The 14,154-nt window shown below is 61.4% G+C and carries 9 protein-coding genes and 1 pseudogene; 6 read left to right on the forward strand and 4 right to left on the reverse strand.

Features of this window, described 5'->3' with window-relative positions; all coding sequences use genetic code 11:
• Positions 1-18 precede the first annotated feature (18 nt).
• The 4 genes and pseudogenes from HXW87_RS15835 to HXW87_RS15850 form a co-directional block, all read right to left on the reverse strand.
• The gene (locus HXW87_RS15835) at positions 19-1,089 is read right to left on the reverse strand and encodes an SMP-30/gluconolactonase/LRE family protein (protein ID WP_239776537.1); all 1,071 of its coding nucleotides are present in this window, start codon (positions 1,087-1,089) and stop codon (positions 19-21) included.
• A pseudogene (locus HXW87_RS15840) lies at positions 1,086-2,231 on the reverse strand (SRPBCC family protein). Before HXW87_RS15840 ends, HXW87_RS15835 begins: the two are co-directional and overlap by 4 nt.
• Positions 2,232-2,343: 112 nt before the next feature.
• Positions 2,344-3,207, reverse strand: a complete 864-nt coding sequence (locus HXW87_RS15845) for a LysR family transcriptional regulator (RefSeq protein ID WP_041072725.1) — start codon at positions 3,205-3,207, stop codon at positions 2,344-2,346.
• A gap of 267 nt (positions 3,208-3,474) precedes the next feature.
• Complete coding sequence (locus HXW87_RS15850) at positions 3,475-5,193, reverse strand: hydrogenase maturation protein (protein ID WP_239776538.1); 1,719 nt, start codon at positions 5,191-5,193, stop codon at positions 3,475-3,477.
• 295 nt (positions 5,194-5,488) lie between these two features.
• On the opposite strand from HXW87_RS15850, the gene HXW87_RS15855 reads away from it, so the two are divergent.
• The 6 genes from HXW87_RS15855 to HXW87_RS15880 all read left to right on the forward strand — a co-directional run bounded on the left by HXW87_RS15855 (position 5,489) and on the right by HXW87_RS15880 (position 14,074).
• The gene (locus HXW87_RS15855) at positions 5,489-5,998 is read left to right on the forward strand and encodes a sigma-70 family RNA polymerase sigma factor (protein WP_047291417.1); all 510 of its coding nucleotides are present in this window, start codon (positions 5,489-5,491) and stop codon (positions 5,996-5,998) included.
• On the forward strand, positions 5,995-6,957 hold the full coding sequence (locus HXW87_RS15860; RefSeq protein WP_239776539.1) for a FecR family protein: 963 nt from the start codon (positions 5,995-5,997) through the stop codon (positions 6,955-6,957). Before HXW87_RS15855 ends, HXW87_RS15860 begins: the two co-directional genes overlap by 4 nt.
• Before the next feature lie 191 nt (positions 6,958-7,148).
• Positions 7,149-10,070, forward strand: coding sequence for a TonB-dependent receptor (locus tag HXW87_RS15865; protein WP_239776540.1), 2,922 nt, complete (start codon positions 7,149-7,151; stop codon positions 10,068-10,070).
• A gap of 269 nt (positions 10,071-10,339) precedes the next feature.
• A complete protein-coding gene (locus HXW87_RS15870) occupies positions 10,340-10,816 on the forward strand; it encodes an MbcA/ParS/Xre antitoxin family protein (RefSeq protein WP_182401459.1) in 477 nt (158 codons plus the stop codon).
• On the forward strand, positions 10,813-11,316 hold the full coding sequence (locus HXW87_RS15875) for an RES domain-containing protein (protein ID WP_108182862.1): 504 nt from the start codon (positions 10,813-10,815) through the stop codon (positions 11,314-11,316). The genes HXW87_RS15870 and HXW87_RS15875 overlap by 4 nt, the downstream gene beginning before the upstream one ends.
• Before the next feature lie 115 nt (positions 11,317-11,431).
• Positions 11,432-14,074, forward strand: coding sequence for a TonB-dependent receptor (locus HXW87_RS15880; protein ID WP_239776541.1), 2,643 nt, complete (start codon positions 11,432-11,434; stop codon positions 14,072-14,074).
• Positions 14,075-14,154 lie beyond the last annotated feature (80 nt).

Consider the following 14,154-nt stretch of genomic DNA (forward strand, 5'->3'; position numbering starts at 1 on the left):
CAGCACTCGTCTGCGCACTTACTTCAGCGCATCAGCCAACGGCAACCGCGCCATGTGCCTGGCTTTCAGTGAGCCCAGGTACAACCAGTCCCCATACTCGCGCGCCGTGGTGATCGGCGAGTAATTGCCGCTGCTGGCATCCTGCAGATTGGCGATCACCTTGCCCTGCAGATCCAGCCCCAGCACAAACCCGCGTTTCTCCACCGGTTTGGGCAGCACAGTCAGTGCCCGGACGATCATCGTGCGCACCCACGGATGCCCGGCGGTGCCGTCGAGCAAGGCACTGCGCGGTGCGTAGAGGGCGACCCAGAAGCGGTTGCTGCCATTGAACGCGAGGTTGTCCGGCAAACCGGGCAGGTTGTCGATGAACAGGTCATGGGTGCCAGCCTTGGGGCCCGTTAGCCAGTAACGACTGATGCGGTAGGCGCCGGTTTCGTTGACCAGCACATAAGCGTCGTCCGGGCCGAGTGTCACGCCGTTGGCAAACTGCAATTTGTCCAGCAGCACGCTGGTCTTGCCGGTCTGAAAGTCGTAGCGCAGCAAACGCCCGTCACCGCCATGTTCGATGATCGCCTCACCGTCGTGGCCGTAACCCCAGCGGCTGCTGGCATCGCTGAAATAGGCGTAGTGCCCGGACTTGTCGATCGCCACGTCGTCGGTAAAGCCGAAGGGCAGGCCATTGGCCTCGGTCGTCAGAGGAATCAGTCGACCCTGCGCGTCGAGCGAGAGCAGGCCTTTGACCGCGTCGGCAATCACCAGCAGACCGTTGGGATGCCGCGCCAGCCCGAGAGGGCGACCGCCCGTGTCGCTCAGGACTTGGCGTGTCTTGCCATCGAGGCTGGTGCGAATCAGCCGCCCGTCATGCAGGCCGGTGATCAGGAAGTCGCCTTCCAGCAGCAGTGCTTCCGGGCCGTCGATGTCGCCCGGCCCAACCTGTTCGACGGCTTTGAGTCGCTGGTTTTCGGCGTACAGTCCTTCGCTCAGTGACGGTGCCGCTGGCGGTTTCCAGGCCACCGGTTGAACCCTGGTTGGCATCAACAGCAAAAACGCGATGACGAGAACGACGAGCAGTAACAGCAGGCGCTTCATGAATGTTGCCCCGTCAGCGTCAGGTGCTTGAGTGCCATGTCGCGCAGAGCGTGCATCGATGTGGCCGATTCACGTTCGATGCGGCGTTTCAACAGCAACAGGTTGGCAACGCGCATGCCCAGGCCGTCGAAGCGATAATCCAGGGTGCGCACGAACCGTGTGCCGTCGCCTTCGGCCGTGCATTCGTAGGTCAGCCGCAACGACAGACCGTGGTCACCGCGCGCCCGCGCGCACCAGCGCCGGCCGGGCAGATACTCGGTGACCTCCCAGCGCAAATGGCCGGCGCGCCCGCCGGCATGAATGTCTTCTTCGAAACGCGCGCCGGCATGCAGCGGGCCTGGCGGTCCGTCGATTTTCAGCGACGAGGGATGCCACTGCGGCCAGTGGTTGACGCTGGCGGCGTAGCGGAGCACGGCGATCGGTTCGCCGGCGATATCGATCTGGTGCTGCATGCGGGTCATGGGCGATCTCGAATAGCGCAACGGGGCGGGTTGCGGCTCCCAGTAGAGGGTGCCGAACAGGTAATCCATCAACGGCAGAACGATATTGAAATTACGCTCCTGCATGCACTCGCGACGGTGATGCAGTTCATGCAGATGACGCATCTGGCGGATCTACGGCAGGCGCGTCAACGGATTATCCGGCGGCAGATGTTCGCAGGCGTGAAACACCTCGTAGGTCAGGTAGCCCAGCACCATGCAGCCGCCAAACAGCCCGGCGACATTGGCATTGAACTGTGCGAGCAGCCACCAGAGCGGCAGGGTGAAAAGCAGCGTATGCACGACGATGAGCCAGGCCGGAAACAGAATCGCCCGCCAGTCGCGAGCGCCGTCGTAGGTCATGTGGCCGGGAGTGAAAAAACTGTGGTGGTCACCGGCATGCCGCGCATAGAACAGCTTGGCGAACGTCTTTTTGTGGTGGCCGAGATGGCGATGGACCATGTACACGCCAACGTTGAAGAACAGCAGGGTTAGCGGCACGCTCAGCCATTCCAGTGGCTGTACCTGACGCGTGCTGCTCCAGAAGGCGCCGATCGCCAGCACGCCGAACAGCAGCACGAAAGCGCCGTGCAGCCACGGGTTGTACAACGGATGAATGGCCGCACGGTAGCGGCTGCGGAATGCCTCGGTGGTCTGCCTCAATGCGTTCACCTGCGGGTATTGTTGTTATACCCGGCAGATTAGCCGATCGGGCCGTTTGTGCAGGACGGACCTTGAGGTCAGTTGTGCCATGCTCCGGTGCAAAGCGGCCGACTCAGCTCAACGGGTTCCAGCGTTGCGACCAGTCGTCATCGGTCTCGATCACCTGGCGCAACAGATCGAAGGCCTGTTGCAGGGTCGCCGAGTCTCGCTCGCGAGCGTACACCAGATAGGTTGGATAGCCGAATTCCGGGGCTTTGGTCACCGCTTCCAGCGCGCCGGTTTCCAGATAGCTGCGCACCACACGGGTGCGAAAGTAGCCGCTGCCGCCGTGTTCGAGGATGTATTGCAGGGCCAGCGGGCCGAGGTTGAAACTCAGCGCGGCTTTGGCCTTGTCTGGCAGGGCGGCGTCGTGCTGGCGACGGAAGTCCGGCCCCCAGTCGATGTAGACGTAAGGATCCGGGCGGTTTGGCGCACGTACCAGAATCAGTTTTTCTTCCAGTACCTGCTCGACTTGCAGGCCGGGCCAATATTCCGGCTGATAGACCAGCGCGGCATCGAGCACACCGAGTTCGAGTTGGCGCAGCAGGTTTTCGCCGTCGCGGATTTCCATGCGCAGGGCATGTCCGGGGATTTTTTCGCGCAGTTCGGCGGCCCAACTGAGCATCAACGGGTTGCACAGGCTGACTTCACCGCCGATGTGCAGCACGTTGTGATAGCCGTCCAGCAGCGGCAAGTCGCGCCGCGCGGCTTCCCAGGTCTGCACCAGTTGATTGGCGTAGACCACGAAGGCCTCGCCATTGGCCGTCAGTTTCGCCCCGGCGCGGTTGCGCACGAACAGCGTGCTGCCCAGCTGACTTTCGAGCTTCTGCACCCGGGCGGTGATCGCCGTTTGTGTGACGAACAACTTCTGCGCCGCCGCGGCGAGGCTGCCGTGGCGGACGATTTCCAGAAAGGTGCGGGCGAGGTCGATGTCCATGGGCGGGCCGGAGTCTGAGGTGCGGGCATTGTAAGTGCCGGCTCGCCACCGCGTCATCGTTCATTGCGCTGCGGTTTCCATGGATTTCGTGAGCGATGCAAACCCCTGCAGGAGTGAGCCTGCTGGCGATGGCGGAATGTCTGCCAAACCAGTGCCGCCCGAGACACCGCCATCGCTGGCAAGCCAGCTCCCACAGGTACTGTGTCGGACGCAGAACCCTGTGGGAGTCTGGCTTGCCAGCGATGGGGCCGTAGGAGTCGCTGAAGCTCAACCCGCCAACTCAACCTTGCGCACCCGCGCCCAGTCTTCCACCAGCCGCGCCGGCGTGCCGCAGGCCTTGCGCTTGTAGACGAAGTGGCTGCACTTCTCGGCAAACTGGTTGCGGTTGTAGAGCATGTCTTCCTGCATTTCCTGCAGTTCGTTTTCTCGGCATTGCTCGATCAGCACCTGATCAACCCGCAATTTGCGCTCACGCACGGCGGCATAGGTCGGGTCGGTCAATGCCGCGTTGGCCCGTTGCAGCAACCACAACGAAAACTCGTCCGGGCAGCGCGGACCGATCTCCTGGACCATGCCCAGTTGCAGCGCCTGCGTGGCGCTGATTGGCAGGCAGGCCTGGGTCAGTTGTTCGGCCACCGTCGGGCCGACAGCGCGGGGCAGGCTGTAGGTCCAGTATTCCGAGCCATACAGGCCCATGCTCTTGTAATGCGGATTGAGCACGATGTCGGCCCGGGCGAACACAATGTCGGCGGCCAGTGCGAGCATCACGCCGCCGGCCCCGGCATTGCCGGTCACGCCGCTGACCACCAGTTGCTGCGCGCTGAGCAGCTCGGCGCAGACATCGTCGATCGCCTGAATATTGGCCCAGGCCTCGGCGCCCGGATCCTGCGCGGCCTGGATCACGTTCAGGTGCACACCGTTGGAAAAACTGCCGCGCCCGCCCTTGATCAACAGCACGCGGGTGTCCCGCGATTTGGCCCAGCGCAGCGCCTCGACCATACGCTGACACTGTTCGGTACTCATCGCGCCGTTGTAGAACTCGAAGGTCAGCTCCCCGACATGCCCGGATTCACGGTAGCGGATCGGCTGATACGCCTCCTCATTGAACGGCTCGCGGGCGATTGACCAGTCGAGCGTCGGCACGTCGGCCAGTTGCCCGGCCAGCACGTGCCGCGCCGGTTGCTTGAAGGTTTCTTCGCCGGGCAGTGGTTTGCGCCGCAACGAACCGATCCACAGGCTTTGATCACCGGTGGCAACCAGCACCGCGTCATCATGCACCGCGAGGATCTTGCCGGGAATGCCGGTGCGTTGATCAAGGTGCGCGTCGTACACGTAATACTGCCCGCCGGCCAGACTCGCCAGTACACCGGGCTGGCCGTCAGCCGCGTCAATGCAGCGTTTGATGAATCGCGAGCAGTCGTGCCAGCTGAAGGTGCGGTCGGCCTGCTTCATGTTCGGTTGCAGGCGGCCACGGACTTTGGGATCGCTGTAATCCAGTGCGACAGGGACAAAGCCGTCGATGAATTTTTCGACCACTTCGCGAATACAGCGAATCGCCGCATCGCTCACCCGACCGTTGTACAACTCGGACTTGCGCAAGCCCGGCGGCAGATTGAATTCGCAGGTGGCCCAGACCGGGCCGGCGTCCATTTCCTCCACCGCTTGCAGGGCGGTCACGCCCCAACTGGTGAGTTCGTGGGTGATCGCCCAGTCCAGCGCGCTGGCGCCACGATCGCCGACGATGCCCGGATGTATGATCACCACCGGCCGCCGGAGATTGCTCCACAGCGCTTGCGGCACGCGGTCCTTGAGGAACGGGCAGATCACCAGATCGGCGCCGCTGTGTTCGATCTGTTCGCACACCGAAGCCTCGTCGGTGAACACCACAACGCTGGGCGAATGCCCGGCCTGGCGCAGTTCCAGCCATGCGCGTTGAGTCAGGCCGTTGAAGGCCGAGGACAGCAGAATAATCTTCAGTGATCGCATGGTTTTCTTCCTTGAAAGGGCTGCCGTGGGCTCCTGATGAGCCGTCCCTGGCATTCGATGGAGCGCGCAGATTAGTCAGTGCTGCAGCGCTGGCAACTGATCCGGGTCAACGTTGTGTGAGTCAATATTTCCCCGGCGATGAGGTTCCTTATTCTCAAAGGTTTGACTGTCCTGATTTTTTATTACTTCAAATGTAAGCAGCGCTATTGCACAGTCGCGCCAGATCAGGAGTCGGACGATCCCGGCAGAACGATGGTTTTTCGCAGCGGGTGGGACCCGTTTCAGGGAGCAAGACATGGGTGATGTTCAAAACCCGCATGACCGGATCATTGGGCAAATGTTCCAAAAGGACTATCGCTGGCTGTGCGCTGCCGTTGGCCGCACGCTGGGTTGCCCGCACAGTGCACAGGACATCGCCTCGGAAACTTTTCTGCGGGTATTGACCCTGCCGGACCCGACCGCGATTCGTGAACCGAGGGCGCTGTTGACCACCATCGCCCGACGGCTGATGTATGAAGGCTGGCGTCGCCAGGACCTGGAACGCGCCTATCTGGAAAGCCTGGCCCTGGCGCCGGAACCGGTGCATCCATCGCCGGAGGAACGCGCGCTGGTGATCGAAGCGCTGTTGGCGGTCGATCGCCTGCTCAATGGCTTGTCGGCCAAGGCCAAAGCGGCGTTTCTCTACCATCAGCTCGACGGTCTGACCTACAGCGAAATCGGCGAACGGCTTGGGGTTTCCACCAGTCGGGTGCAGCAATACATGGTCGAGGCGTTCAAACGCTGCTATCAGGCGATGCAGGCATGAGGCCGGACGACGCGGTGATCGATGAGGCGGCGCAGTGGATGGCGCTGTTGCAGTCCGGTGAAGCCAGCGCTGGCGAGCGTGCGGCGTTCGACGCGTGGCGGGCAGCCGACCCGCGACATCAGCGGATCATCGAACAAATGGACGGCGGTTTGAACCTGCTGCGCCATCCGGACTTGCGCGGGCTGCCCCGCAACAGTCTGCTGCACAGCCTGAATGCGCCGTCGAGTCGTCGGCGTTTTCTCAGCGGTAGCCTGAGTGTGCTCGGGATTGCCGTGCTGGCCGGATTGCTCGGGCGCCGCTACGGCTGGCTGCCGGAGGCGGGGGAGTTGGCGACCGGCACCGGCGAGCGGCGCGACTTTACCCTGGAAGATGGCAGTGCACTGAGTCTGAATGCCCGCACGCGGGTGGTGGCGCAATTCGATGCGACTCAACGCTTGTTGGCGTTACGCTCGGGTGAGTTGCTGGTGAACGTCGCCAAGGATCCCGCGCGGCCATTCGTGGTCGAGACCGAACATGGGCGGATGCGGGCGCTGGGCACTAAATTTCTCGTGCAACAGGGCGACGATTTTACGCGGCTGGTGATGCTGTATTCGCAGGTCGAAGTGGTCACCGCCGGCGGTGCACGGCAAGTGGTGGAGGCGGGGGAGAGTCTGCTGTTCAACGCTCAGGACATTCTGGCGCTGGAGCGCAGCAGCGGACAGGAAAGCGCGTGGGTGCAAGGTCGCCTGGAAGTGCGCGACCAGCCACTGAGCGAAGTGATCGACAGCCTGCGTCGCTATCGCCGGGGCATTCTGCACCTGAGTCCCGATGTGGCCGATCTGCGCCTGAGCGGTCTCTATCCGCTGGACGACAGTGACCGCACTCTGCAATTGCTGGAGCGCTCGCTGCCGATTCGCGTCACATGGCACAACCCTTACTGGGTCAGCATCGAACCCTCAATTCCACCTAACACCCTGTAGGAGCTGCCGCAGGCTGCGATCTTTTGATCTTTAAAAGCGAAAATCAAAAGATCGCAGCCTGCGGCAGCTCCTACACAAATGTGTGTGGAGTCCGGTTATAGGTTTATGACTTCTTGGCCTAATCGCCGCCCTATAAAAAGCGCCGGCCCGCTGCTCATTCCCTGCAGACGCCTTCAACAGGGAAGCCCTTGATGATTTCATTCAAACAACAATTACCTCGCCTGACTCTCGCCGCCGCATTGGCGATGGGGCTGGTGCCGATCGCGGTGTATGCGCAGGACTCTGCGGCCCAGGTCTACACCTTCGACATCGCCAGCGGCCCGCTGGATGAGGTTTTGCTGGATATCTCGCGCCAGACCGGCGTACCGATTTCCTTCAGTCAGAATCTGGTGGAGGGCAAACGCAGCAGTGCCGTGCGCGGTGCGTTGGGCGGGCGTCAGGCGGTCGAGAAAGCGTTGCTCGGCAGTGGCCTGCATGTCGAGCAGAGTGCCCAGGGCCTGAGCGTGCGCGAAGGCGCGGCGAGTACGCCGGTAGCGGCCAAAGTCAGCGCCGCGGCCCCGGCCACCAGCGCCGATTACCGCATGGAAAAAGTCACCGTCACCGGCTCGCGAATCGCTCGTGCACAGAGCGATGGCGCGACCCCGGTCAACGTCATCACCCACGAAGAGATGGAGGCGCGCGGCTACAAGAACGTCTATGACGCCTTGGCGACGCAGACGCAAAACACCGGCATGACCCAGGGCGAGGACTACGGCAATACCTGGCAACCGGCGGCCAGCGCGATCAACCTGCGGGGCCTTGGCCCCAATCACACGCTGGTGTTGATCAACGGCCGGCGCGTCGCCGATTACCCGACGCCGTACGACGGCAAAGTCAACTTCACCAACCTGGCGAACATTCCTTCGGCAGTCATCGAACGCATCGAAGTTCTCAGCAGCGGCGCTTCGGCAATCTACGGTTCTGACGCGATTGCCGGGGTGGTCAACATCATTCTCAAGAAGCAGATCAATGGCATCGACGTCAATCTCAAGGGCGGTACCAGTGAGCGTGGCGGTGGCGACAATCAGCGCCTGCAAATCAGCGGCGGCGGCAGTTGGGGCGACTTCGACGGCTTGTTCGGCCTGGAGCTGACCAACCGAGATCCGATCTGGGCCGATGATCGCGGCTTCATGCAGAGCGGCCCGCTGGCGGACGTCGGTTACCGTCGCGACCTGAGCAATAACCGCTACCTCGGCCCCGGTTGCGGCGCCTATCAAGGCACCTTCGACAACAAGCTGTTGAACAACGGCGGACGCTGCCGCACCGATCAGATGTACAACGATTACTGGACCATTCAGACGCAAAAGGAAAACTACGACGGCTACACCCGTGGCACCTGGCACTTCAGCGACAGCGGTCAGGTGTTTGCCGACTTGATGTATGGCCTCGATCACATTCAGAATAACACCCGTGGCCCGACGTTCACTTCGCCGGACTTCATCAACCAGAACAGCGGCAATCTCGAGCGCTGGTATCGCCGTTACGGCGAAGAGGAAATCGGTGGCCGCACCAGCAACAACAGCAAGTGGACCGACACGTCGTGGACCGGCACCCTCGGCCTCTCGGACAAGATTGCCGACTCCGGCTGGCGTTATGACCTGGCGGCCAACCGCTCGGAATATCGCAGCGTCAGAACCACGCGCTACACGCCGCTGTCCTCGATTCAGGATTTCTACCTCGGCCCGCAACTGGGCACGCGTGACGGTTACCCGGTGTTCGCCCCGGATGCCTCGCGTCTCGATCGTCCGCTGACGCCCCAAGAGTGGGAGCAGTTTCGCAGCAACCTGACACAGCGCAGCAAGTCGGTTTCCACCAGCTACAACGCGTCGATCAACGGTGACCTGTTTGACCTGCCGGCCGGCCCGGTCGGATTTGCCGGGGTGCTGGAAGCGGGCAAGCAGGAGTATCGCGTCGACCCGGACGACGGACTGAATGACGGCACTTTCTATGGTGTGAGCCCGGCACAAAGTTCCGGTGGTTCGCGCAAGCGTTACGCCGCCGGTGGCGAGTTCAGCATTCCGGTCACTGACACCGTGCTGGCCACTGCCGCCGGACGTTGGGACCAGTACAAATTCAGTGGCCGCAGCGAGCAGCAGAAAACCTACAACCTTGGGCTGGAGTGGCGCCCGATCACCAGTCTGTTGCTGCGTGGCAGTTACGGCACCAGTTTCCGCGCGCCGGATCTGAACTACATCTACCAGTCCGACAGCAACGGTTACTACCCGGCGCAGATCGACTACTACGGTTGCAGCCAGGGCGTGCAGGGCGCGTGTGATCGCGGGCGGGTCGATTACACCCAGAGCGGCACCCCGGACCTTGAGTCCGAACGCGGCAAATCCTGGACCTACGGTTTTGTCTGGTCGCCGTCGCGCAATTTCGATTTCTCCACGGATTTCTGGCGCGTAGAGATTGATGACCTGCTGACCACCGTCGACGAAAACCGCCTGTTGCAGCAAGAGAACGAATGCCGCAACGGCACACAGGACATCAACTCGGCCAACTGCCAGTCGACCCTGGCGCGCATCGACCGCAACCCGGGCAATGCCGCCATCGATCCGAATCAGTTGCAACGGGTGCGGGTCAATGCGATCAACGCCGCCAGCGAGCGGGTCAGTGGTCTGGATTTCAAGAGCAACATCCGCTGGGGCGCCGGTCAGTACGGTGCGTTCAGTTCGGCGCTGGGCTATACCCTGGTGCTTTCGCATTTCTATAAAGAGTCGGACGAGGCGCCGACCCAGGACTGGCGCACATCGCGGACCAATTACGACTGGCGCAGCAAGGTCAACGCCAGTTTGACCTGGGATTACCAGAAGGCCACGGCGACGCTGATGGGCATTCGCTATGGGTCGGTGACCAACGGCGCGGGTGACGGGCGCCTGTCGCCGTGGACGGTGTTCAACGCCAGTGCGCGATACAAACTCAATGACCGCGCCAGCGTCGGGCTGACCGTGAACAACGTGCTCAACCAGATCAAACACGATGACTCGGCTGGCTGGCCGTATTACCCGACCGGTAACTATGACCCGTACGGGCGGCAGTGGTGGCTGGATGTGAGTTATCACTTCGGCAGTTGAGCGCACGGTATTCGTGGGTAATGTCCTACGGAAACAGGTCTGGATTTCGCAGAAGCGGGGATATTTCCGACGACATTCTCAGGTTGGTCGTCGGAAGCGCGATCTATAGCATCGGAGCTGACATTGAAGTCGTAAACGGCTTGGACGCTCAGGCCTCTGATAACGGATGGATTATGCGAACTCCCCAACTCGAATACGAAACGCCTGCTTATTCCCATCGCCTTCACTGGCGCACTGATCGTGCCAGATGCCCCATGGAGGAGGTCACGATGCCCAGCGTCAAGGTACCCCGGCTGACGGGGGTGAAGAGGGCCGAGGGCAGACCTGTCGACTTGCTCGTGAATGGCCGGAACATAGGTGACGATGCCTTTCTGATCGTTGACCTGACCGATGAAGGTTTTGAGCTGAACGATGTCGTCAACATGCTTTCAACCTCTGAGCTTTATCTGCAAGGCGACATGGTCAAACGCATCACCGGCAAGTCGGTCAGCACCGTACGCCGATTACTGAAGGAAGGTAAAACGGTACGGCTTGACCCGCAGCAGAGCGTCGTCGCCTACCAATATGCCTTGGTGCTGGAAAAGGCCACTCGCGCCTTCGGGAGGCAGTCACGGGCCGAGGAGTGGCTGCGCAAGCCCAGCACCTACCTGAACGGTCGCGTCCCCGCGGAGTTTATTCGGCACTCACTGGGGTTTCAGATGGTGGAGCAGTATCTGGGGCAGCTGATATACGGGGTTTACACATGAATCCCTTGCCCTGGGACGAGCACTGGTATGCCTGGCGGCTGGATCCCGAGGTTTATGGCGGGACTTGGGACAGCGGGATGGGTTCAAATCTCAATGGTGGCCGATGGAACAAACCCGGACGACGAGTCGTTTATGCATCGGTCGATCCGTCGTCGGCCATTCTGGAGGTGGCAGCCAATCACAGCTTTGATGCGCTGGACAGTGAACCCTATGTACTCACGTGTTTTGAGGTCATCAACGAAGCAAAAGTGAAAATAGTGCAGCCTGAGGAAGTGCCGAATCCTTACTGGTTGAGCCCCGCCAAACCTTCACCCAATCAACAACTGTTTGCCGATTCGTTATTGGCAGAACATCCGTTTGTACTGATCCCCTCGGCGGCAACCCGCCATTCGTGGAATTTGCTGGTGAGCTGCGAATTGGCGGAGGGCCAGTTCAGGATGGTTTCTCAGGAGCGGTTTGGGCTGGATACCCGGTTGCTGAGGGAGATGGAACTGGTTTGATACACAGCTGGTTTTTTTGCATAACCTCATCACCCAACGGTCTAAATCGGGCTCTATAAAACCCTGCTGTCCATTGCACATCCCTGCATAAACCAAAACGCAGGGATGGCTGTTCATGATCCATTTTTCACCCGTTAGATCCCGTTTGAGCCTGGCCTTGCTGCTGGCGATCAATACCTTGCCGGCAGTTGCTGCCGACGAACCCACGACCCAGCTGCAACGGGTCGAAGTCACCGGCACCGCGATTCGCCGCGTCGATGCGGAAACGGCGGTGCCGGTCACAATCCTGCGAGTTGAAGAATTGCGCGAGCAGGGCGTGAGCACCACAGAAGAACTGGTGAGCCGGATTTCCGCCAACCAGTCCTCGGTCGGCTCCGGCCGCTCAGTGGGTTCGAGCAGCGGCGGGGCGTCGTATGCCGATTTGCGTGGCATCGGCCCGAACAAGACGCTGGTGCTGCTCAACGGCCGGCGCCTGAGCAACAACGCGACCAACGCGATCAATGGGTCCGGGGTTGACCTGAACACCATTCCGTTCGCCGCCATTGATCGTGTCGAAGTGCTACGTGACGGCGCTTCGGCGTTGTACGGCACCGATGCGATCGGCGGGGTGATCAACTTCATCACCAAGACCAGCCTCACCGAAGGCCAGCTCAGCACCAACTACGACACGCCGACTCATGCCGGCGGTGGTGAAAGTCGTAACTTCAGTGGCAGCTGGGGCTTTGGCGATTTGCAGAATGACCGCTTCAACGTGTTCGGTGTGGTCAGTTACGACAAGCAGCAACGCCTGGCTGCCGAGGATCGTGGCTACACCTACAACTATCAGCCCGGACGCGGTCTCGATTACACCTCCGGCACCGCATCGCCGGCGAACTGGAGTCAGGGCAGCAATGCCACCAATCCGCTGGCCGGTTCCGGTTGCAACGCGCCGGGATTGCTGGCACGCAACGGTATTTGCCGCCAGAGCCTGTGGAACTATCTCGATCTGGTACCGGAAACCGAGAAGACTTCGGCGTTCGCCAAAACCACCGGCAAGCTCGCGGATGACCATAACGTCAGCCTCGAATACTTCTGGGCACGCAACGAAAACCGTACGCAGATCGGCCCTGGCACCTTGATGGGCAATCAGGTCAATCCCGGCACGACGTTCTATCCCGGCAACGGCATTACCCCCGGCCCCAACGGCTTCGCCCTCGACCCGACGCAACCGGTGGATGTGAACTGGCGAGAAACCGCCGTCGGCGCGCGCCAGCATGAAGACGACAACACTGGCCAGCGTTTGTTGTTGAACTTCGATGGCAGCGTGGTGGGTTGGGACTATAACGTCGGTGCGTCGTACAACCAGAACAAAGTGGTGAATGCCATTGAGGCCGGTTACGTCAACGACCGCGCCGTCAGTGCCGGTATCGCCAATGGCATCATCAACCCGTTTGGCGCGCAGACCGCTGCCGGACAGGCGTTGCTGGCGGCCAGCACGGTAGACGGCGATTACTCGACGGCGGTCGGTCGGGTGAAGGCGATTGACGGGCGTGTCAGCCGCGAGATTGGCGATTGGTTCGGCGCCGGCCCGTCGGCGCTGGCGCTGGGTGGCGAATACCGCAAGGAAGATTTCCACCAGGACTTCGCCCAGTTCGCCGCTGATGTGCAAAGCCTGGGTGTCGACCCCAATGCCAGCGTCGCCGGGGATCGCAGCGTCTCGGCGCAATACGCCGAGGTCAACGTGCCGGTGCTCGACAGCCTGGAGTTGTCCGCCGCCGTGCGCCACGACAAGTACAGCGACTTCGGCAGCACCACCAACCCGAAATACTCGTTCCGCTTCCAGCCGTTCAAGGAGCTGGTTGTGCGTGGCGCCTACAGCGAGGGTTTCCGCGCGCCGTCGCTGTACGAGTTGTACAACCCGAACTTCACCACGTTCACCGTCGCCAACTACAACGACCCACGGCTGTGCGCTGGCGGTAATCCGAGCAACGGCGGGATCGCCAACCGCGACTGCGCCCAGCAGTTTTACAGCCGCACCGGTGGCAACACGGACCTGAGCCCGGAAACCGCGCGCAACGTCACCCTCGGTTTCGTCTATCAGCCATTCGAGCGCCTGAGCACCGGGCTGGACTTCTGGTGGATCAACATCGCTAACCAGATCGCCGAATTCCCCGAGTCAGCGGTATTCGAGAACCCGGAACTGTACCCGGATCGCCTGGTGCGCAAGCCCGACGGCTCCATTGATCACATCGTCACGGGGCTGGCCAACCTCGGCAAGATCAAGACCAATGGTGTCGATGTCAGCTTCGATTACCGCCTGCCGAGCACCCCGTACGGCAACTTCGGTATCGGCCTGCAAGGCACCTATGTCAGCCGCTACGAGTATCAGCAGCAACTCAAGGGCGACTACATCGACAAGCTCGGCGATTTTCGTGGCGGCGACTTTTCCTCGGCCGGCGCTGTGGCTCGTTGGCGCCACAGCCTGACCGGCAGCTGGAACTACGGCCCCTACGGGGTGGCGCTGACCAACCGCTACACCAGCGGTTACCACGACTCCGACCGTGAGACTCACGATTACGTCGGCTCGTACAACGTCTGGGATCTGGCCGGCACCTACACCTGGCACAAAACCCTGAGCGTGACCCTCGGTGCGAAGAACCTGTTCGACCGCGAGCCACCGTTCAGCAACCAGACCTACACCTTCCAGAGCGGCTACGACCCGAAGTACGGCGACCCGTTCGGGCGGACGCTGTACACGCGGGTCAATTACAAGTTCTGACCCGCTCTGTGTAGGAGCTGCCGCAGGCTGCGATCTGTTGATCTTCAAAAGTCAAAAGATCGCAGCCTGCGGGAGCGGAT

It is taken from the genome of Pseudomonas sp. Y5-11, from assembly GCF_022368695.1.
GTDB lineage: Bacteria > Pseudomonadota > Gammaproteobacteria > Pseudomonadales > Pseudomonadaceae > Aquipseudomonas > Aquipseudomonas parakoreensis.

Excerpts from the sequence above, each read along its gene's own strand:
- HXW87_RS15870 (WP_182401459.1), top strand. The coding sequence starts at position 10,340 with ATGCCCAGCGTCAAGGTACCCCGGCTGACGGGGGTGAAGAGGGCCGAG.
- HXW87_RS15865 (WP_239776540.1), top strand. The coding sequence starts at position 7,149 with ATGATTTCATTCAAACAACAATTACCTCGCCTGACTCTCGCCGCCGCA.
- HXW87_RS15875 (WP_108182862.1), top strand. The coding sequence starts at position 10,813 with ATGAATCCCTTGCCCTGGGACGAGCACTGGTATGCCTGGCGGCTGGAT.
- HXW87_RS15855 (WP_047291417.1), top strand. The coding sequence starts at position 5,489 with ATGGGTGATGTTCAAAACCCGCATGACCGGATCATTGGGCAAATGTTC.
- HXW87_RS15850 (WP_239776538.1), bottom strand. The coding sequence starts at position 5,193 with ATGCGATCACTGAAGATTATTCTGCTGTCCTCGGCCTTCAACGGCCTG.
- HXW87_RS15835 (WP_239776537.1), bottom strand. The coding sequence starts at position 1,089 with ATGAAGCGCCTGCTGTTACTGCTCGTCGTTCTCGTCATCGCGTTTTTG.
- HXW87_RS15845 (WP_041072725.1), bottom strand. The coding sequence starts at position 3,207 with ATGGACATCGACCTCGCCCGCACCTTTCTGGAAATCGTCCGCCACGGC.
- HXW87_RS15880 (WP_239776541.1), top strand. The coding sequence starts at position 11,432 with ATGATCCATTTTTCACCCGTTAGATCCCGTTTGAGCCTGGCCTTGCTG.
- HXW87_RS15860 (WP_239776539.1), top strand. The coding sequence starts at position 5,995 with ATGAGGCCGGACGACGCGGTGATCGATGAGGCGGCGCAGTGGATGGCG.